This is a genomic window from Methanosarcina sp. 1.H.A.2.2, from assembly GCF_000979975.1.
Classification (GTDB): domain Archaea; phylum Halobacteriota; class Methanosarcinia; order Methanosarcinales; family Methanosarcinaceae; genus Methanosarcina.
In genome coordinates this window covers 63,745-82,197 of the sequence record NZ_JJQL01000015.1, presented here as the reverse complement: position 1 = coordinate 82,197, position 18,453 = coordinate 63,745, and the positions used below count along the sequence as shown (strand labels likewise).

22 protein-coding genes and 3 tRNA genes are annotated in these 18,453 nt (G+C 43.3%); 10 read left to right on the top strand and 15 right to left on the bottom strand.

Annotation, left to right across the window (positions count from 1 at the left end; genetic code table 11):
* Positions 1-160: 160 nt before the first annotated feature.
* The 12 genes from ftsY to EO93_RS02815 form a co-directional block, all read right to left on the bottom strand.
* Entirely contained in the window at positions 161-1,414 is a 1,254-nt protein-coding gene (gene ftsY / locus EO93_RS02865; RefSeq protein ID WP_048161067.1) for a signal recognition particle-docking protein FtsY, read from the bottom strand.
* A gap of 197 nt (positions 1,415-1,611) precedes the next feature.
* Positions 1,612-2,040, bottom strand: coding sequence for a prefoldin subunit alpha (gene pfdA, locus EO93_RS02860; RefSeq protein WP_048136036.1), 429 nt, complete (start codon positions 2,038-2,040; stop codon positions 1,612-1,614).
* Between the two features lie 5 nt (positions 2,041-2,045).
* Complete coding sequence (gene rpl18a, locus EO93_RS02855; protein WP_327037173.1) at positions 2,046-2,222, bottom strand: 50S ribosomal protein L18Ae; 177 nt, start codon at positions 2,220-2,222, stop codon at positions 2,046-2,048.
* A 54-nt stretch (positions 2,223-2,276) separates the two neighbouring features.
* Positions 2,277-2,936, bottom strand: a complete 660-nt coding sequence (locus tag EO93_RS02850; protein WP_048161057.1) for a translation initiation factor IF-6 — start codon at positions 2,934-2,936, stop codon at positions 2,277-2,279.
* A gap of 32 nt (positions 2,937-2,968) precedes the next feature.
* Complete coding sequence (locus tag EO93_RS02845) at positions 2,969-3,238, bottom strand: 50S ribosomal protein L31e (protein ID WP_048136030.1); 270 nt, start codon at positions 3,236-3,238, stop codon at positions 2,969-2,971.
* Between the two features lie 19 nt (positions 3,239-3,257).
* Positions 3,258-3,413, bottom strand: a complete 156-nt coding sequence (locus EO93_RS16715; protein ID WP_011024005.1) for a 50S ribosomal protein L39e — start codon at positions 3,411-3,413, stop codon at positions 3,258-3,260.
* A gap of 290 nt (positions 3,414-3,703) precedes the next feature.
* Complete coding sequence (locus EO93_RS02840) at positions 3,704-4,306, bottom strand: tRNA (5-methylaminomethyl-2-thiouridylate)-methyltransferase (protein ID WP_048136028.1); 603 nt, start codon at positions 4,304-4,306, stop codon at positions 3,704-3,706.
* A 5-nt stretch (positions 4,307-4,311) separates the two neighbouring features.
* Positions 4,312-4,680: a DNA-binding protein gene (locus EO93_RS02835; RefSeq protein ID WP_048136026.1), complete on the bottom strand. Its 369-nt coding sequence runs from the start codon at positions 4,678-4,680 to the stop codon at positions 4,312-4,314.
* An 89-nt stretch (positions 4,681-4,769) separates the two neighbouring features.
* Positions 4,770-5,219 carry a 30S ribosomal protein S19e gene (locus EO93_RS02830; protein WP_048161056.1) on the bottom strand — a complete coding sequence of 150 codons (450 nt, stop codon included), beginning with the start codon at positions 5,217-5,219 and terminating at the stop codon, positions 4,770-4,772.
* A 298-nt stretch (positions 5,220-5,517) separates the two neighbouring features.
* The gene (locus tag EO93_RS02825; protein ID WP_048161055.1) at positions 5,518-6,792 is read right to left on the bottom strand and encodes an adenylosuccinate synthase; all 1,275 of its coding nucleotides are present in this window, start codon (positions 6,790-6,792) and stop codon (positions 5,518-5,520) included.
* Positions 6,793-7,225: 433 nt separating this feature from the next.
* Positions 7,226-7,531, bottom strand: a complete 306-nt coding sequence (locus EO93_RS02820) for a DUF131 domain-containing protein (protein WP_235284085.1) — start codon at positions 7,529-7,531, stop codon at positions 7,226-7,228.
* Positions 7,532-7,584: 53 nt separating this feature from the next.
* Positions 7,585-7,830, bottom strand: a complete 246-nt coding sequence (locus EO93_RS02815) for a DUF131 domain-containing protein (RefSeq protein WP_048136017.1) — start codon at positions 7,828-7,830, stop codon at positions 7,585-7,587.
* A gap of 923 nt (positions 7,831-8,753) precedes the next feature.
* On the opposite strand from EO93_RS02815, the gene EO93_RS02810 reads away from it, so the two are divergent.
* Together EO93_RS02810 and EO93_RS02805 are read left to right on the top strand one after the other, a co-directional pair.
* Entirely contained in the window at positions 8,754-9,995 is a 1,242-nt protein-coding gene (locus tag EO93_RS02810; protein ID WP_048136015.1) for a proteasome-activating nucleotidase, read from the top strand.
* 227 nt (positions 9,996-10,222) lie between these two features.
* A tRNA-Glu gene (locus EO93_RS02805) sits at positions 10,223-10,297 on the top strand.
* An 88-nt stretch (positions 10,298-10,385) separates the two neighbouring features.
* Here the strand turns inward: EO93_RS02805 and EO93_RS02800 are convergent.
* Positions 10,386-10,625 (bottom strand): hypothetical protein, encoded by a 240-nt coding sequence (locus EO93_RS02800; RefSeq protein WP_048161053.1) that lies wholly within the window; start codon positions 10,623-10,625, stop codon positions 10,386-10,388.
* 150 nt (positions 10,626-10,775) lie between these two features.
* Between EO93_RS02800 and EO93_RS02795 the strand changes: the two genes are divergently transcribed.
* From EO93_RS02795 to EO93_RS02770, 6 genes are all read left to right on the top strand, one after another.
* Positions 10,776-11,774: an ADP-ribosylglycohydrolase family protein gene (locus EO93_RS02795; RefSeq protein WP_048161066.1), complete on the top strand. Its 999-nt coding sequence runs from the start codon at positions 10,776-10,778 to the stop codon at positions 11,772-11,774.
* A 17-nt stretch (positions 11,775-11,791) separates the two neighbouring features.
* Entirely contained in the window at positions 11,792-12,229 is a 438-nt protein-coding gene (locus tag EO93_RS02790; RefSeq protein WP_048161052.1) for a DUF123 domain-containing protein, read from the top strand.
* A gap of 129 nt (positions 12,230-12,358) precedes the next feature.
* Positions 12,359-13,888 carry an MBL fold metallo-hydrolase gene (locus EO93_RS02785; protein ID WP_048161051.1) on the top strand — a complete coding sequence of 510 codons (1,530 nt, stop codon included), beginning with the start codon at positions 12,359-12,361 and terminating at the stop codon, positions 13,886-13,888.
* 202 nt (positions 13,889-14,090) lie between these two features.
* The gene (locus tag EO93_RS16450; protein WP_162197481.1) at positions 14,091-14,588 is read left to right on the top strand and encodes a phosphatase PAP2 family protein; all 498 of its coding nucleotides are present in this window, start codon (positions 14,091-14,093) and stop codon (positions 14,586-14,588) included.
* 154 nt (positions 14,589-14,742) lie between these two features.
* Complete coding sequence (locus tag EO93_RS02775; protein ID WP_048161050.1) at positions 14,743-15,168, top strand: hypothetical protein; 426 nt, start codon at positions 14,743-14,745, stop codon at positions 15,166-15,168.
* An 89-nt stretch (positions 15,169-15,257) separates the two neighbouring features.
* Positions 15,258-15,698, top strand: a complete 441-nt coding sequence (locus tag EO93_RS02770; protein WP_048161049.1) for a hypothetical protein — start codon at positions 15,258-15,260, stop codon at positions 15,696-15,698.
* Positions 15,699-16,519: 821 nt separating this feature from the next.
* On the opposite strand, the gene EO93_RS02765 is transcribed toward EO93_RS02770, so the two are convergent.
* Positions 16,520-16,604 (bottom strand) — tRNA-Leu (locus EO93_RS02765).
* Between the two features lie 69 nt (positions 16,605-16,673).
* A tRNA-Gly gene (locus tag EO93_RS02760) sits at positions 16,674-16,745 on the bottom strand.
* A 699-nt stretch (positions 16,746-17,444) separates the two neighbouring features.
* On the opposite strand from EO93_RS02760, the gene EO93_RS02755 reads away from it, so the two are divergent.
* Both EO93_RS02755 and EO93_RS18595 read left to right on the top strand, forming a co-directional pair.
* The gene (locus tag EO93_RS02755; RefSeq protein WP_048161048.1) at positions 17,445-17,648 is read left to right on the top strand and encodes a hypothetical protein; all 204 of its coding nucleotides are present in this window, start codon (positions 17,445-17,447) and stop codon (positions 17,646-17,648) included.
* Between the two features lie 690 nt (positions 17,649-18,338).
* Complete coding sequence (locus EO93_RS18595) at positions 18,339-18,443, top strand: CcmD family protein (protein WP_082106072.1); 105 nt, start codon at positions 18,339-18,341, stop codon at positions 18,441-18,443.
* Positions 18,444-18,453 lie beyond the last annotated feature (10 nt).

Here is an 18,453-nt window from a genome sequence, read left to right as displayed (position 1 = left end):
ATTATTATTATTATTATTATTATTATTATTATTATTATTTACTGCAATACCGTATTTTGCAGTTGAATTCCCGGAAAACAGGTTGGGCTGCAAGAGTAAGTGCGCTCTTTCTTTTCCGGGAATTCTTCAGTTTACTGATCGCTTGCTGCTTGAGTGATTTTTACTGGTTGAATAGCTGGTCCACAAACCATTCGGGATCGAATTTTTTCAGGTCTTCGTAGCCCTGTCCCATCCCGAAAAAGAGAATCGGTTTGCCTGTAATGTAAGCAATGGATATGGCAGCTCCTCCTTTGGAATCGGCATCGATTTTTGTCAGGATGGACCCGTCAATCGGGACAGCCTCATTAAACTGGGCAGCCCTTTCTACCGCATCGTTTCCGGCTACGGCTTCGTCCACGAAGATTATAAGGTCTGGAGAGCTTACCCTGCAGATCTTCTCCATCTGTGCCATAAGGTTCATGTTTGTGTGCATGCGGCCTGCCGTGTCAGAGAGCACAAAATCTATTTTATGCGCTTTTGCATACTGGACAGCATCATAAATAACAGCTGCCGGGTCGGCTCCAGCCTGATGCTTAATCATCTTTACCCCAAGCCTGCTTGCATGAATTCCCAGCTGGTCAATAGCGCCTGCCCTGAATGTGTCTCCTGCAGCAAGAACTACCGAATAATCCGATTTAAGCAGTCTGTGTGTCATCTTTGAAATGGATGTTGTTTTTCCGGTTCCGTTAATCCCTACAAAGACAATATGAACTGGCTTTTGCCTGTTTTTTACATAATCATCAAAATCAAAGGTATTAGCAGATACAACATCAAGGATTGCTTTCTTCAGGGCTGCTTCAACTATTTCTCCGGTATTGCTTCCAATCCGTTTTGTAGTGCCTGTGAGCTGGTTTTTCACAGACTCAACAATAGCCTCGGAAACCGAGAGGGCAAGGTCACTTTCCAGGAGACCCATTTCAAGCTCCCACATCGGCTCTTCAAGATCCTTGCTATCAAGGTAGACTTCTCTATTAAAAACAAGGGCTTTAGCTTTCTGAGCAAACCCTACTTTCGGGACGACCTTTTTGAAAAAAGACTTTTTCTCTTCAGGGGGTTTCTCTTCCTCTACTTTTTTCCCTTCAACCCTCTTTCTGTCTTCAAGCTTTTTCCTGTATTCCGCCTTCTTCAGATCTTCTATCGGAATATGGGCGATTCCCGGAGAAGCAGTAACCGTTTCGGCTTCGGGACTTTCTTCTTTCAGGGCAGCCTCGATGGTCTTTTCTTCAATTATCGGCTCAATTTCCTCTTCGAGGCTTTCTTCGCTTACGGGCGCCTGCTCAACGACTACTGGTTCGACTTCTACTGCCTTTTCATCAATCGTTTTGCTGAGCGCCTTCTTAAAACTCCCAAGTTTCTCTTTAAATTTGTTGAACACAGGATCCATCCCGAAAAGATTCAGTAAAAAATAGGTAATTAAAGTTTAATGAAGTAATTGAAATTAATGAGATAATCAGAGTTGATGGAATAGTATTAGAGTTGATGGAATAATTAAAGTTAATGATATTATTCGATTCTTAAATAAGGTTTATAAGTTTCACTAATACGGTATCTGTGCCTGAGCCAGGGCATTTTTCAGGCCTGGCCAGGTTGAAGTTTTGCAGCTTCTGCTTCAAGGGCCTGCATCCCCTGTGCGAATTTAGTCAGTGAAGCATTCATCTGTTCAAATATTTTCGTAAGCTGCTCTTTGCGACGGTTCAGAGTTTCGATAGCTCCTTCTGCAGTTTCCTCTGCACTGAAGCCTGCTCCGAGATTAACAACGACTCGATCTGCGTTTTTGACTTCAGCATAAACATAGGAACCAAAACCTACCGGAACCATTGTTTCCGCAGCTTTGCCTGCTTCTGAAGCTGCTTTCAGCTCATTTATTGTCACAATGGTCTGATCGCAGCTGGAAATGGAAGCCTGTACCATGCTCATCTCCTGTCTGAGCGCTTCAGCCTGCCTCTGGAATTCCTGATGCCTGGCTGCCAGATTCCTGATCTCTTCACTGACTTCTGCCATATCCTTCACTCCTCAGCTATGCTTTCGATCTGGATCTGGTTTCTTTTAACTCTGTGTTTGCTTCCGAAGATCGAATATGTCTTATCGGTTGCATTCTTTTCATTCTGGCTTTCGATCTTCTTTGTGAAGTTTTCCCAGCTGTTTCCTGCTTTAAACGTGCCTTTGACAATAAAACTCTTCATCATTACCACTCTCTTGCTGTAACTTTGTTCTGGAACAGATGGATGATTTGATGCTCATTCCAGGAACCCAAGGGCTTCTTCAATTCTCCCGAGTTCCGGTCCGGTTGTTTCGGAGCCTGCTACAAAGTTCTTTGAGTTCGCAAGCAGACCTGAGCCAAGCATCTGGGTCCCGAAGTTAGTAGTCCCTATGTTTACCGGAAGTCCGAAGATCTTTTCCAGAGCTTCTCTTTCTGAAGCTGTCACTTTAGGGTGTACCAGAAGCCCTTTATTTGTAACGGTTCCTGCCATCCCTACATTTTTAATCCCGGCAATTGTTCCCCTGTAAACGTCTACCTTAAGGGTCCTGGCAATGGCTTCCAGAGCCATATCTGACAGCTCTGGGTGTACAAGGGCTGCGGAATCGTTTGCCAGCACGATGTTTCCGATTGCATTCAGCCTGTCCGGAAGGGTGCCCGCAGGAACTCCTGTGAGTCTCTGCATCTCTTCGACATTGGATCCGTATGGAAGCAGAATACCATTTGAGTTGCCTCTTGAAAGGGCTCCCACTACAATGCTTCCATTTATAAGAGTCTCGATGACCCTTACATCCAGCACCTCTTCGAGTATAGTGCAGACCTCTGGGGTTGCCATAGGGGGAACGAGGGCAATATCTTCGGTACAGGTTGAAAAGACCCCGATAACCGGGGTATCGTAGATATCCACTGTTCTGATCATATTCTTTGACTTTTCGCTTTCCTGGTATATATTTACTGGGCAAGCTCTGCCTGTACTTCACCATCTGCGAACTTCACAGCCCGTACTCGGATTGAGAGAGGTGGCTTTTCACAGCCTTTTTCCCAGAGACGTTCATTGATGGATTTGTCCAGCTTAACCTGCGTCAATTCGGTTTTCATGTGCCTTACGAGATAATCCCTTACTTCAATAACTGCCCTGTTGGCTCTTTTCCATATAGGGACTTTCCTTGCCTCTCTGAGGGGAATCGTATATATCTGTTCTTTTACCATGTCGTCTGCCATTTTTTCCCACCATCCTCGCTTATTTCACATCCAGACTTCTTCTTCTCCAGTGTCTGCGCCTGGGATGACTCACTACCTTCCGGTTAGTTTTTACAATAACCCACACAGGGACTCGCGTATTCTGTTTGTGCGCCTTTGCAAGACGCTTCTTCTGTCCTTTCATGTTATGACTCAAGTGGACCACACCTGTTGACTGTAAGTAATATAATCTAATAATTCTGTTAATTTACAGTTATATCCGGTAATTAGCTGATTGTGATTTCAACCCTTGCGTAATTGCGGCTCTACCTTGCCGGAATGAATCGGCAGGTCTGTTAACCATGTCCTGTAAATCCTATATATTCTGTGGTTAATCTGCAGCAGTAGTATAGGGGTTGAATATAACTCGATTATTGTATAAATCTTTATTCCAGAATTTCCCTCTTCAGGGAAGCTTCAAGTTTTCAAACTCATCTGCTTCTTTTTTCAGGGAAATCTCTTCCTTGAAAGTACATGGGACTGGAAATGAACAGGGAATAGTTCCTTTATTCTCTCCTCTCCCTGTCTCTGCCGGATTAACTCTCTGAGTTCTGTTTCATAATCTGCTTTCTGGGTACTCTCACTCGGACCCTGTTCAACATTCAGGTAACATCCGACAAGAGAATCCACAACTTTTTTGCCGTATCCTTTAAGGGGGCAGGAATACTGTACTCCCAGCCGGTCTTCAATGCTTCTCACCTGTGAGATCGAAAGCACTGGGACCCTGTCATCCCGCCTGGTTCCGTCGGCAATCATTTTTACTGTCGGATCCATAGCAAGAGTTTCGACAGCTCTTTCGTGGATATAATTGATAGCGCTTTTCGGAAACCCTTCTTTCAGTACCATCTCGTATGCCTTTTCCAGGATTTCTCGCTCAAGAGAAAGGACCCTGTGTGGAAAGTGTAACTCCTCAGCAGTTTTTGCTGCGATTTCTCCTGTAGGGAGCAATCCGAAGTTACAGGTTACGAGTTCTACCTCAAAAAACGGCTCCAGCAAAAGGGCAGAGAGTGAACTGTCCTTACCTCCACTAAAGAGGACCGAGACTTTCATTGTGCTTAAACCCGGGTTATGGACGTCTTGCGTTTCGTTGGCTGCATCCGCATCAGGAGTGATTTCAGCTGCTCGTCATCGATTTGAGACTGGAGCCTTCCACTCTGGGCAAGCGATATCAGCTGCATCTCAAGCTGTTCCCCAAGGGCCGGCCTTGACATCTTCAGAGTTGTCAGGCGTTCCCTTGCTTCGGGAGTCAGGATCTGCCTCAGTATAGCCTGCTTCTGAGCTTCCATTTCAGCTCTTGCCTGCTCCTGCTGGTAAGCTGCCTGCATATCAGGTTGCTGATGTGGTGCCTGCTGTTTCTGAATTTCTGCAAGCCGTCTCTTTCGGATTTCTTCGAGTTCATCATCCATATTAGACATGGCAATCACCGAAAAAACCGGTTTTCTGGAATTTGGTTATTAATATATATGAAAGGGGATCCGAATTTCTCAGGTCCCTTTCTGAAGTAGCTTCTCTTTTAGTATTTTGCAAGTTCCGGAATCTTTTCGAGCAGTTCCTGCTTAAGTTCGTGTGCTGCGTTATCCATCATGGAACGCCCTTTTGCAGATACTGTTCTTCCGTCCTTTACCTTCTGCAGGAAGCCTGCAGTTTCAAGCTGCTGTACTGCCTTTCTGGCAACAGAACCACTGCCCTTTGCTTTGCGGGAGGGCTGGACACCCTTGTCCTTCTTTCCCCCATATACTGAGCGGAGTCTCTCGATTCCGATTGGTCCGTCGGTATAGATCTTTCTGAGGACTGCTGCGCACCTGACGTACCACCAGTCTTCATTGGTCGGGGGGAGTTCTTTGTGAACCCCGGTTTTCACGTTCCCTGCCCATTCGGGGGGAACTACCTTTTCATTTTCCTTCAGAATACCTGAAAGCTTGTCGATCATTTCCATTGCAGGAACATCAAATACTGTTGTCATGCTCTCCTCCTTATGCGAATTAAGTTAATTTTGCAGGTTCGGGCGATAGTGCCGATTCTTCCCCCCCGAATCTGTCAGGAATGTAACTCTTGTTCTCGAAAAGAGGTAACTCTTATGCTCTTTCGAGAAATCCATTGCTGGTTTATAAGCTGGCTACGGACTCTTTAAAATTTGGGTCCGAAGACCCGATAATGCCGGTTAATATGATTTTAGTCTAAACTGGAAAATGGGGTTGATAAATTTATTGGTTAATATATACATTTTTCGGTAAGATACCGAACAGGTTTACTAAATGGCATTATTCTTTTTTAAAGGTTTGTGCTCTTCCCGGACCTACCGATATATATTTGACAGGGACTTTCATAAGCTCTTCAAGCCTTCTGACATAGTTTCTGGCATTTTCCGGAAGCTCTTCATAGGCTTTCACTCCTGTCAGGTCGGCTTTCCAGCCAGGGAGGTCTTCATACACCGGACTGCAGTCCCGGAGATCTTCTGTAAGTTCCGGGGGATAGTCCCGGCTTTCTCCTTTATATTTGTATCCAACACAGATCCTGAGAGGGTCAAAGCCTGTCAGTACGTCCAGTTTGGTAAGGGAAATTTCCGTATATCCGTTAAGGGCAATAGCCTTTTTAAGGAGTGGGAGGTCAAACCAGCCGCATCTTCTGCCTCTGCCTGTAGTTGTCCCGAACTCTCCTCCGGCTTTCTGCATCCTTTCTCCCAGTTCCCCGGCAAGCTCTGTTGGTAGAGGCCCTTCCCCAACTCTTGTTATATAGGCTTTTACTATGGCAATGACGTTGTTCACCCTCGTAGGTCCCACTCCAAGGTTGGCACATGCAGAGCCTGCAATTGTGGAAGAAGAGGTTACGAATTTCTGGGTTCCGTGTATAACGTCAAGGTGGGTGCCCTGGGCGGCTTCAGCCATGACATTCTTTCCTTCATCAAGAGCCTGATTGATTTCCCTGGAAACATCAGTAATATAGGCAGCAAACTGTTTTCCCAGTTCCAGGTATCTTTTTATGTGGGCCGGATCTCTGACGACCTTCGGGTTTCCTCCCATCGCCTCGATTTCCTTTTCTTTCTGAGGGGCAAGTTCTTCAAGCCTTGCCAGGAAGCGCTCCCTGTCCACAAGTTCAGCCATGCGGATCTCGTCTCTGGCTACCTTATCAATATAGGCATAGCCGATTCCGCGCTTGGTGGTTCCGATTTTCGTTTCCCTTGCAGCTTCTCTAAGCCCATCCATTTCTATGTGGTAAGGCATAATGATACTTGTTTTTGCATCAATCCCGAGTTTTCCTGCATTTACCTTTATCCCGTGCTTCTCAAACATTGCGGTTTCTTCGGCTAAAACCTCCGGGTCCAGAACAACCCCAGGCCCGATCAGTACCCTGGCATCAAGCAGAATGCCTGAGGGGATCAGGTGCAGTTTGTAGACCTCATCTCCTACCTTTACTGTATGGCCTGCGTTGTTCCCGCCCTGGAAACGGGCAACAATATCATAGTCTTTTGCAAGAAGGTCGACAATCTTGCCTTTTCCCTCGTCACCGAACTGCGCGCCTGTGATTATCGTAAACATAAGCCATGAATCGGGCTTAACCTTAATAAGGTTTTGTCCGGTTTATTTGCTTCCGTCCCGGGGTACACTTTTATTAATATTCTCCAATGTGTTCCTTAAGTCCGTACGCAGTTTAAGCGCCCTGACCCCTTTCCATAAACTGAATGGCGGAAAACTCTCTTTCAGTCCTGATACTATCCCTGCAGCAGGGCAGCATAATAATTACCCCCGTTGTCCAAGTCCCGTTATATTACCAGCCCAGATTATTATGTATATAATGAAGCGGGAGTACATCGAAGCAATAGCATGTCATGGGGCAATGGCATGTCATGAAACAACGAGATTAAGGGGCAAGCAGTTTTAAATTCTGTGCCTTTGAAAACAGGGTAGCTTTGAAAACAGGGTAGCTTTGAAAACAGGGTAGATAAATGTTTGAATGCAAATGCAGGCAAATTTAGAATATTATGCCTCTGAAAATAAGCAGGCTGAGAACCATCAGGATTATCGCAAGGATTGCTGCTGTCTTTGCACTTTCTCCATCGCTTCCGAAGATAATCGGGATCGGACCGAGCATAATTACTCCTCCGCCTCTTATCCTTGACCCGGCTTTTCCTGCATGAGGCTCTTTCTTATCGAGTTCCTCAAAACCGAACGAATTTCCAGAATCAGCTTCTTTTCCGAACCGGTCTCTTCTTTTTGAATATCCTTTTCCAGGTTCGAAATTCTCGCGCATGCCTATGGCTGTTCCGATTATAAGCATTAAAAACCCTAAGAGTATAATGAAAATTCCAGTCAAAACAAGTAAGTTTCCAATCAACGTTTCGTCTTCCACAGGAATAGATAAAGAATCGTTATTAATAACCCAAGCCCAAGCATATTTGTTGTAATTTCAGGAGCAGAGCCGAATACTATCGGGATGGGTCCGAGCATGATAAGTCCGCCCATTTGTGTTTTTGCAGGATGCTGTAACATTGTAAGAACAATGCCTAATAATACTATAATAAAGCCAACAAATGTGACTGTTGCGCCTACTCTTAGAAAATCTTCTGATGCACGCATGTGGAATGATATTATGCTTTTATTATTAAATCTATCCTTTAAATTTTTTATTTATGTAGACGACTTTATATTTTTTATTATCTAGATGGGAGAATTATATATAAAATATGTCTAATTTATCTGAAACGCGGTGAAGTTACTAATTATCTTTACTTATTTATTCTACTTAGCTTCTTTTTAGCCCGGAATTTTGCATATTTCTGACGAAATGTTTTTATATAACTCTTTCTCCAGGGCAGACCGAGTTAAAAAATCCGTAATTTTTTGCTTTTACTTCCTAAATTCTGGCCCTTCAGGGGAGAACTGCGGTGACATTGAAAAGTGACAATTACGTATAATTAATTGAAAGGACAAATAGGGAGTCTGAAATAAACAATAAAGCTGATGTATATTAAGTGAGCATTAAATAGTAATTTAATAGGGGTTGGCAATGGGCTGCAGGTATTACAGGAACTTATATATATCATTTTTATATTTACATATGCATATTTATTCCCTGCATCTTATATATACTGTGAACACGATAAGAACCTCTTCAATTACATTTTAACCTTTGATACGTGTACGCTATCCCGTAAAAGGCATATGTATAAATTGTCTGCACCGGGTAACATGCAATTGCCCTCCAAAGGGCAATAGTCATGAAAAGTATTGTTCTGTTCCTGGCGCCCGTTTTCAGGCTTTTGCTTTATTGTAAAAGTCCTGAAGGGGTGGAGGCAGATCCCGGAAGAATTGCATACTGAAGTCCGCAGGGTAATTGCTAAAACCCTGTTAGCCGCAGACCATTACCTGCAAACCGGGTTATCCGTAAACCTTTTGCCTTCAAATCAACTAAATCAACCAGATCACACACGTTTAGAACTCAATTAACCTGAAACCAGGATATTCAAATCAATTTTATACCACAAAACAGGTGTTTTCAAATGTCAGAAGACAGTGCCATAAGATCTTCCCTGGAAGATATTAAGTCCAGGGTAGAGTTTCAGCTTGAGTGCGGGGAGATCATTCCTGAGGATGTGAAATCTCTCTTAACCGAAATAGAGATACTTAAGGTCCAGAACGAAAATATGAAGGCCCGGCTCCTTGAAGCCAGTGTAGCCACAGGCAGGCACCTTCAGGAAATCAATAAATTAAAAGCTCATCTGGAACAGCTTACTGAACCTCCACTTTTCATTGCAACCATTCTTGAGGTTACCGGGGAAATTGCCCTTATCAGGCAGCACGGAAACAACCAGGAAGTCCTTACGCAGATCCCTGAAGAATGTCTAGGAAAAATAGAGCCCGGAATGAGGGTTGCTGTAAACGGAGCTTACTCAATTATTTCCATAGTGAGCAGGGCTGCCGACGTGAGAGCTCAGGTTATGGAGCTTATCAATTCTCCCGGTGTGGACTACAGCATGATTGGCGGGCTGGAGGATGTACTTCAGGAAGTCCGTGAAAGTGTGGAACTTCCGCTTACCGAACCCGAGCTTTTTGAGGACCTGGGAATCGAACCTCCCTCCGGCGTTCTGCTCCACGGTGCTCCGGGTACGGGGAAGACTCTGATTGCAAAAGCCATAGCCTCTCAGGCAAAAGCCACCTTCATCCGAATGTCAGGTTCCGACCTCGTCCAGAAGTTTGTAGGGGAAGGCTCAAGGCTCGTCAAGGATATCTTCCAGCTTGCAAGAGACAAGTCCCCAAGCATCCTCTTCATAGATGAAATCGATGCCGTGGGCAGCATGAGGACATATGATGGGACCAGCGGCTCGGCAGAGGTAAACAGAACAATGCTTCAGCTCCTTGCCGAAATGGATGGTTTTGATCCGAAAGGCAACGTAAAGGTAGTTGCGGCAACCAACCGGATTGACCTGCTTGACCCTGCTCTCCTCAGACCTGGCAGGTTTGACAGATCAATTGAAATTCCACTCCCTGATGAAAGAGGCAGGATTGAGATCCTGAAGATCCACACCCGTAAGATGAAACTTGCCGATGATGTGGACTTTGAGAAGCTTGCAAAGGCTATGTCAGGAAGGAGCGGGGCAGAGATAAGCGTAATTGTCAAAGAAGCCGGAATATTTGTATTGCGCAGACGCGGTCAGCAGATCACCATGGCAGACTTCCTTAAAGCTTATGATAAGGTTGTAAACGTGCAGGCGCCCACAATTCCTCAGGCCATGTTCGTGTAACCTGTTGGAATAACTTATTTAGAAAGCATCTGCCTGTAGAGAACCGGATTAGAAAGCCTGAACCTGATTATTAACCCGTCTGGGAACGGCTTTCCTTTTTTGTGCCGAGCAGGGGTCCATTCCTTGCCGGCAATTCTTATATTTTTTCAAGAATCAGGCGAAAGGTTTATATTTTATAAATTACTTGAACGTATGCTGTCTTAGGGACAGAACATAATTATCAGCGTGCTCCGATAGTGTAGCTCGGCCAATCATTCAGGACTCTCACTCCTGCGACTGGGGTTCAAATCCCCATCGGAGCACTTTTCCTTTTTACACCAATCCTTTTTTACACTAATTTTTCATCTCAATTTTTTGACTAATTTATTCTGATATTCATCCAAAAACACCTTATGCCTTTTTTCTCATGATATAAATGCCTTCTATCCTGACATCCAGCTTTTTATTACTGTACCACTCTCTATGCTGCCTGTCCCAGAGCATCCCGGCTTTTTTAAGCAGCTCTTTTACAGGATATGTGTCCCCTTTAGCAATCCATTTATAATCTTCTTTCACCGTTTCCTTTATTGTGGTTGCTACCTCTTGGTTTTTGTGAGTTTCCTGTTCACTTATTAAACCACCGTCTGCCAATGAAATCTTCCCCCTTTTACATCTTTTGTTCTTTTATCGATGTACCCAGGTTCTGTATTTCCATTTCAATGTATATCCTGTTTATGTTTTCGGGGTGAAAGTATTAATCTAAAAGCGATTAATTGCAGAAAAACAAAATAATTGGTAAATATGGACTCAAGAACTATCAATGTCGAAAGCAAACTCCGCGGTTACCTGTTCGGCACTGCATGTGCGGACGCTCTTGGCCGCCCTGTAGAACACCTGATCCTTGAGCAGATAAAAGAGATATATGGAGAACAGGGAATTCTTGAGTTGACTCCTGATGCTTTCTGGACCGATGATACCCAGTTGATGCTTGTGCTTGCCAGAGGGCTCCTGCATGGGGCAGAACTTGAACTTCCAGAGCTTATGGATAAGATTGCAGAGGAACTTATCCTGTGGCTGGATGAACCTGACCTTGGGGCAGGAGCGACCACCAGGGGGGCAGCCCTTAATCTCAGGGACGGGATTCACTGGAGCAGGTCAGGACTAAATTCAAAAACATGCGGAAGCCTCATGCGGGTTGGAATCCTTGGTTTCATCTTCCGGAACGATCCTGATAAGCTGGTTAAAGCAGCTTCACTTTCCGGCAGAATTACTCATATTCACCCGGCTGCAGATGCTGCATCCGTTGCAGGAGCATATGCTGTTAAAATGGCTCTTGACGGTATAGTCCCCGAAGAAATGTTTCTGCTCCTTCTTAGGGCAACGGAAGGAATTTCTGATGAGTTTACGAAAGCCCTCAAAGGCTCTTATGAACTGGCTCATAGTAATTTGACTGATGGGGAGGCTCTCCAGAAAATCGGGCAGGGATGGTATGCGGATGAAACCTTTGCACTTGCTTATTTCTGCATTCTGCGGTACCCTGATGATTACAAAAAAGCAGTTCAAACCGCAGTGAACATAACCGGAGACTCGGATTCGGTGAGCAGCGTTGCAGGCGGAATTCTCGGGGCAGGGCTTGGGATCGAGGCAGTTCCCCCTTCCTGGGTTGAAGCCTTGAATGAAAAAGAGATACTGGAAGAAATTGTAGTGCCTCTAATTGAAAAGTATTTTCAGGTTTCCAAAAACAAATTTAAAGTTTCCGAAAACAAACATCAGATTTCCGGCAACAGGTCGAGGTCTTAAGAATTGAGGTCTTAAAAATGGATTTTTCCGAAAAAGGCGTTTATTGTCTGGTGTTCGAAAACCGGGGTTGTGCAATAGAGGTAGGGAAAAAGGGTAAGTTTTCGTTTCCTGAAGGTTTTCATATCTACACAGGTTCGGCTCTCGGATCCGGAGGCATGAAGAGGGTGAAAAGACATATTGACCTTTCTTTGAAAAGGGATAAGAATCCCAGGTGGCACGTGGATTATCTCCATCTGAACTCTTCGTTTAGATTATCCTGGGCAGTTTGTGCCGGTACTTCTGCCCGGCTTGAGTGTGAACTTGCCCGCAGGCTTGGAGGAAATTCAGCTCCGGGCTTTGGATGCACGGACTGTGCCTGCAGTTCTCATCTCTTTTACAGGAAAGAAAATCCTCTTTCGGAGATCATGGAAGTTTTTGGAGCTCTTGGACTCCGGGCTGTTGTGCTTGAGTGCTGAATTATTCATTTTCATTTCTCCTCCTCTTCATTTCTCCTCCTTTTTCACGTTAACAGGAAAGCTTAAAGTAAGGCAGGATTTTATCTAAGTTATCAGAAAAACGGTTTTTATCTGCTCAGGGGATGTTTCATGGAACAGTTCTCTTTTATCGCCTGCATGCCTGATAAGCCCGGAGCACTGCACAGGGCAGCTGAGATTATCACGCGGTATGAAGGAAACATCAACCGGATCCAGTATGACCGGAGGATCGACAGGAACACCGTCTTTTTCGAGGTAACGGCTGCTTCACAGGCTTATCAAAAAATCCTTGGGGAGCTGGAAAGAATAGGTTACCTTCAGACCTCTCTGCAGCCTGTAACTTATCTTAAATTCAATGTTTATCTCCCTAACTGCCCTGGGGCTTTATTCGATTTCCTGGATCACACCACTTCTTCAGGGGCAAATATCACTTCCCTTGATTTTGATGATAGGGGGCAGCATCCTGAAAGGCTTGTCGTGAGCCTGAACATTGAAAATGCCGGCCTTATAGATGCCCTCCTGAACCAGCTCAAATCAAAGTACAGGCTTGAGATTGTTGAGTATGACATAACAGGAGAAAAGCTCGATGATACGGTTTTTTACCTGCGTCTTGCCCAGAAACTGAGGCACTATCTCGGAAACGCAGAAGATACCTTTTTAATGAAATTTCTGCACGATATCAATCATATTGCTCAGGAGCTCTCAAACCTGCGGAAAGATCCTGTTGAGGTCTTTGAGAACATCCTTAAAGTCGGGGAAACCCTTAGCCGGACTTCAGGAGATGGCTTTTATGCCGATGTGCAGAGGGTCAGGGTAAAGGACGGCATTGAACTTTTTTGTTTCCAGCTTCCCTGCGGAGGAAATATCTATCTTTTCGATACGCCTGACGAAAGGGTCCTGATTGATACGGGCTACGGGATATACCAGCCTGATGTCGTGAATATGCTCCAGCACTACGGGCTTGGGGACCTGAGCCTGCTTAAAAGAATCTACATTACTCATGCAGATGCTGACCACTGTGGGGCGGCAGGCTATTTTTCGGCTCCCTCTTACCTCAACCCCGAAACCCTGAAAATTACGCGGGAAACCAGCAGAGCTTATGGGTCCAGCAATCAGGGCTGTATCCTGGAAGAGGTTTATACCAAAATGATTAACCTCTTTTCAAGGTTCACCCCTCCCTCAAATGTAATCCTTTTTCCTGAAATCTCAGCTCCGGATGAAAAACTTGAGAAAAGGGGCGCTTTTCCGGTTATTTCTCGCTTCAGGATAGGGGACCTTGAGTTTGAAGCCCTTCAGGGGCTGGGAGGGCACATGCATGGGGAAATCTTCTACCTGTGCCCTGAGGAAGGGCTTGTCTTCCCTCAGGACGCCGTGATCAACTTCAGGAGCCTGAGCCCGGAGAGAGCTGAATACAATTTCCTGGCTGATTATCTCATGACATCGGTAAATGTAGACAGCAACCTTGCAAGAGAAGAACGAAATGCTCTCATTTCCCTTATATTGGAACTTGATAACAAACTCTTAAAAAAGGGAAAGAAATGCCTTGTCTGCTGTGGACATGGTTCAGTGTCCGTACTCGAAGGCGGAAAGCTTGTCGCGCATTCCAGTTCTGAGAGATACCTGGCAAGAAAATCTCTGTAAGGGAAAATCCGGTTATTCAAAATATGGGCACTATAAAAATAATAAATAGTTTGAAAGCCGAAACTAATCTAATTGATTAAAGATAATCGGTTTTAGTCCGGGTATTCGGCAAAGTTAAGAGGGGTTCTGCTTGTCAATGTTTTCTCAGTTTGATTATTATGTTCTGATGTTTCTGAACTCTTTTTCCTTTCTGGACCCTTTTATGTTATTTGTAAGTCTTCAATTCGATTATTTTCTTTTTCTGATTCTTGCGGCTCTCTTTTATTTCAGGGGCAGGCAGGAAACGATACTTTTCCTTGCCTTACTTGTGTCATCCTGGGCTATAGCAATGGCTCTAAAGCCTGTTTTTGAAGTTCCAAGGCCTGAAACCATCCGCTTTGTGACCTGTACCACAGGATACTCAATGCCAAGCGGGCATTCCCTTATGTCCTTTTCTTTGGCTACCTTTTTGCATCCAAGGGCAGGGAAGTATAAACTTTTAGTCTGGGCTTTTGCCATTACCGTAAGTTTGAGCCGGATATTTATAGGAGTCCATTACCCTTCGGATGTGATCGTAGGGGCGTTTATCGGCTGCCTGGTTGGATTTTTCTGGCTTTATGTAGAAAAGATCCTGAAAAAGTACGGACTTTTCGGAAACTCTCGGGAACCCTTGGAGGGAAGTGAAAACGGGGTCTTTGATCAAACTCTTCAGCAGCCCTGATATTTTCTGGAAACCTGAATTTTCGACCAGAATATGAAGGAATGGAAAAACCGATCCACATAAATAAAAAACAATCCGGTAAACGAAAAACCTTCCAATCAAAGAATGGCCATTTTGACATGTTAAACACATTTTCTATATAAGGGGAGGAGTTATGATGGAATTGATTTCCAATTTACCTATTCTTGTTGGCATTTTGGTTTTCATTGTTGGGTTCATTTGTCATTGGATAGGTCAACTCATCTCTGTATTGAATTGGGATTTTGCCACAAGAATAGGATTGCAGGAAAAGAAACTGCCTCCTGAGTTCAAGGTATATGAACATGCAATAGCTGTTGCTGATGTATCAATTGGCTGGGTATATGGAATTGCAGCTATCGGTTTGATCCTTGATTATCCCTGGGCATTTAAGTTGATATGGATACCTGGTGTAATAATGGTATATCACAGCTTGAGCTATTGGTTCTGGATTGGGAACCAGAACAAGTTGGGGTATCATATCAGCACGAACAGATTCAGGGTCAGCTGGTTCTTCTTAAATTTTGTAACCGGCATTCTGGCAATTACAATTGCATGGTAATGACTATATTTCGATCGTATGTGCCCCACCAAATGCAGGATACGAACTACAAAAGAACTGCTGCTAAAATTAAAATTGAGGCTTAGAATATGCAGGAACTGGATTTTCTATCACGAGCGACATTATATGTTCTTTTGTTATTGTTTGGATCAATTACACTTATTCTCTGGTGGTTCCAGATCAATGTCTATAAAGGTAAAGCAATGGATAATCCAGATGGGTCAACCGATGACTGGCATGAGCAGAAAATCCTATTTGGGATGTCATTTGCAGACATAGTCATCATTTGTCCAGCTACTTTTGCTGGTATTGCCTTAATACTGATCGATTCCCACTGGGGTTTTTACATTCTTGGAATGCTGAGTTTCTGGCATGTGTGGGCGAATACTGCTTTTACAGTTAGCAGCTTAAAGTTTGAAGACCCGGAAATTACTTTCATGTGGTTCATAGCTTATCCATTTGGGATACTGCTCGGTTTACTTTACCTTATTTGGATGTTTATCCACTTCGATATGATATTTCTTCTATAATTGAAAGGTTGTATTCATACTAACTCCCCTTCTTTAACCCTACTCTTCAATTTCTTCAAAGTACTCCTGTTAATCCCAATCTTCCGAGCTTCAGAAGGAGTTAAGGTGAACTACCACTAAGCTAAAGACTTAGTGGCTTCCTGAGTCATCCTTCCTCCCATTGGAGGCAAGTCATGCAGGCTCTACCCGAAGTCCCTTCGGTGAAATGTCATGAGTGTGATATACTTGAGATACACAGCGGCTAACGGCTTTCCCCGCCTTAATCCCGTTCCCTACAGGATGATTCTTGCCCTGTTATCCAACTCCCCGATGTTCAAACGTTACCTCGCTTGGTTTTCGCTTTGAAATTCGGCAACGTTCTTATGAACTGTGAGGTTGTGGTGACAGCAAAATCTAATATTACATTCATTTAAAAGTATAAGTGATATTTCAGAATCGAAAAGCAATAAGAGTAGAAGTTGACGCTTATATCCCACGAAGCTAAAGACTTCGGGGTTTTACGCTTCTTCCTATAAAATCCCTCAACTTTTCAATATCATGATACATCTCAACAGTATAAATCTCAAGCTCCTGCATCTCAAGTTTGATGTTGAATTGTGTTAGTGCCTATTTTCCAAGAGATGCGGCAGAATAGACCTTATTCATGGGAATGTTTTTCTTATTACTTTTAATTTCGAGCTGATCCCAAAACTCAAAATTGAGTCTCTGAATTTCAAATTTCAAGTGATCAATCCAGTTTCCAATCATGAAAACGATTATGAAACTATTATGGATGTGAAATATAAAACTAGTTTTGGGATGAGCACTTCAATAAAAGAAAATGCGAGGGGTGCGATTCGAACGCACGAATTCCTACGAAAATGGGTCCTAAGCCCATCGCCTTTGACCTGGCTGGGCAACCCTCGCACTGATGTTGTCTTTGCTTAGTGCAAAATAAGAGAAAAGATAATTTAAAACTATTTGAAAAGGGTTAAATGCGCCGACCGGGATTCGAACCCGGGTTTTGGGCTTGGAAGGCCCAAGTCATAGCCACTAGACCATCAACGCAAACTGCAACACCTCTAGAGGTATTTGTTAAATATAATGTTTTCGCTCGACACTGTATATTTTTTAATACACTTCTATGTTATTGTGGTATATCTCCCTTTTCCCTTCCCCGAATTTCTCTTATTTTTATGAAATTATGGGTGAATATTATTCTGCTATTGTAAACCCTCTTAATAAGTGAAATTGTGAAATATATTTTTCCCAAAAACGTTATCATTGTAAATTCTCACCTTTTAATGTAGACCTCCCGAATCCGGGTTAAGGATTAGTTCTTTCTATTTTCTTCCTTAATTATCGGGTGGTCCTGATTACTCGGTTGATGTGGTTCTATATTATTCCGAATATCCGAAATTGCCTTCTGGATTTCTCCTCTGTACTATGCAGTGCCGTGACTGACCTGTCACCTATAAGAAAAGACTCCTTACTATGCTTGATCCTTGAAACCACCTTTCTATCCAAACGTTATAATGTGCCTCCCCCACCCCGTCTGGATACCTCCCCCGCACGAGATAAAATAGACCTGTAAAGGTGGAATACCTAATTATTCGGTGGATAAATGAGATTGCATAATTGTTTGGAATGGCATAGTAATAAAAAGACATCTCGATAAAAGGCATCCATATAAGGGCTGAAAATGTGCCATTAAGAATAGCAGTCAAGTATCTTCGGAAAAAAGGCAAATAACAAAATCAGGTTTTAGTGACAGCTTCCACCGTTGAAACAGCAGGCATCTACGGTATTTCAACCGAGGCTATTCTGCCCAAGAGCCATTATTTCTTTGGTTCTCGCTTCCAACGTTTCAAGTTTTACCTGCAGAACTTCTCTGTAGAACCTTATGCTTGGAGTTTCAGAGCAAAGTCAAATGACCTCTGTGGCACTTCCAGCCGCCAGAGCAAAGTTTGACAATAATATATAGCCTCGAAAGTACAAAACCATTATCAGTAAATGTATTCTGTTACAGTTGACGGATTAATCCCGCCACTAAAGTGACGGGGATTAGCCTTAGATGTTCCGAAATTGATTCGTTTAGAATTTCGAGTCTGCAAATTCAGATTACTGACATTAAATCGTGTGAGAGTGCCAGTCGAATCGTCCTGATCATTGTATATTTTAAATTTATAAGCAGAGTTTAATTTTATTGTCAACCCTGCTTGCCTGCTTAGATAGGTTTTTAACATGAATATTTTAGAGTAAATCCCTCCAAATATGTATTTTACAATATAATATTATTGTCATTGTAAAATCTAGACTATCTGGCTAAATTCATCTCTTTTTGCTACTTTTTGAAATCAAATCACTTCATTTCTATGTGTCAGCTTTGAAAAAATTCTAATTTATATTTATGTATGTCATAATATAATACTGTGAAAATAATATTATGTTCTTTCGATTAAAATCACTATTATTATTTTTACTGTGGGGGTTAAACTCTAATTTTTCCTCTTTTTCTCCCGGGAATCTTATTTCTCTGATAAGGAATATATACTCTTATATAGAGCTAGACATAAGTTCTCAAAACCAGCTTTTTTCCCTTACACTGCCCTGGCTTCAAAACCGGGCTGGAGAAGCTGATAGCTCAAAGATGTGATACAAATGGAACCCTTTATTCTGGCGTTTGCAATCAGCTGGATCCTCATATTTGTCTACCTCCTTTCATTACTTAAGACGTATGCAGAGTTCAACAAAAGGTTAATGTAATGATCGAGTT

What these genes read in the sequence shown, in the direction of transcription:
- EO93_RS02820 (WP_235284085.1), bottom strand. Translation starts at nt 7,531, where the DNA reads ATGCTTATAATCGGAACAGCCATAGGCATGCGCGAGAATTTCGAACCT.
- EO93_RS02770 (WP_048161049.1), top strand. Translation starts at nt 15,258, where the DNA reads ATGCAGGAACTGGATTTTCTATCACGAGCGACATTATATGTTCTTTTG.
- EO93_RS02825 (WP_048161055.1), bottom strand. Translation starts at nt 6,792, where the DNA reads ATGTTTACGATAATCACAGGCGCGCAGTTCGGTGACGAGGGAAAAGGC.
- EO93_RS02850 (WP_048161057.1), bottom strand. Translation starts at nt 2,936, where the DNA reads ATGATCAGAACAGTGGATATCTACGATACCCCGGTTATCGGGGTCTTT.
- EO93_RS02775 (WP_048161050.1), top strand. Translation starts at nt 14,743, where the DNA reads ATGATGGAATTGATTTCCAATTTACCTATTCTTGTTGGCATTTTGGTT.
- EO93_RS02840 (WP_048136028.1), bottom strand. Translation starts at nt 4,306, where the DNA reads ATGAAAGTCTCGGTCCTCTTTAGTGGAGGTAAGGACAGTTCACTCTCT.
- rpl18a (WP_327037173.1), bottom strand. Translation starts at nt 2,222, where the DNA reads ATGAAGAGTTTTATTGTCAAAGGCACGTTTAAAGCAGGAAACAGCTGG.
- EO93_RS02810 (WP_048136015.1), top strand. Translation starts at nt 8,754, where the DNA reads ATGTCAGAAGACAGTGCCATAAGATCTTCCCTGGAAGATATTAAGTCC.
- EO93_RS02830 (WP_048161056.1), bottom strand. Translation starts at nt 5,219, where the DNA reads ATGACAACAGTATTTGATGTTCCTGCAATGGAAATGATCGACAAGCTT.
- EO93_RS02790 (WP_048161052.1), top strand. Translation starts at nt 11,792, where the DNA reads ATGGATTTTTCCGAAAAAGGCGTTTATTGTCTGGTGTTCGAAAACCGG.
- EO93_RS02785 (WP_048161051.1), top strand. Translation starts at nt 12,359, where the DNA reads ATGGAACAGTTCTCTTTTATCGCCTGCATGCCTGATAAGCCCGGAGCA.
- EO93_RS02795 (WP_048161066.1), top strand. Translation starts at nt 10,776, where the DNA reads ATGGACTCAAGAACTATCAATGTCGAAAGCAAACTCCGCGGTTACCTG.
- EO93_RS16450 (WP_162197481.1), top strand. Translation starts at nt 14,091, where the DNA reads ATGTTATTTGTAAGTCTTCAATTCGATTATTTTCTTTTTCTGATTCTT.
- EO93_RS02845 (WP_048136030.1), bottom strand. Translation starts at nt 3,238, where the DNA reads ATGGCAGACGACATGGTAAAAGAACAGATATATACGATTCCCCTCAGA.
- pfdA (WP_048136036.1), bottom strand. Translation starts at nt 2,040, where the DNA reads ATGGCAGAAGTCAGTGAAGAGATCAGGAATCTGGCAGCCAGGCATCAG.
- EO93_RS02815 (WP_048136017.1), bottom strand. Translation starts at nt 7,830, where the DNA reads ATGCGTGCATCAGAAGATTTTCTAAGAGTAGGCGCAACAGTCACATTT.
- EO93_RS18595 (WP_082106072.1), top strand. Translation starts at nt 18,339, where the DNA reads ATGGAACCCTTTATTCTGGCGTTTGCAATCAGCTGGATCCTCATATTT.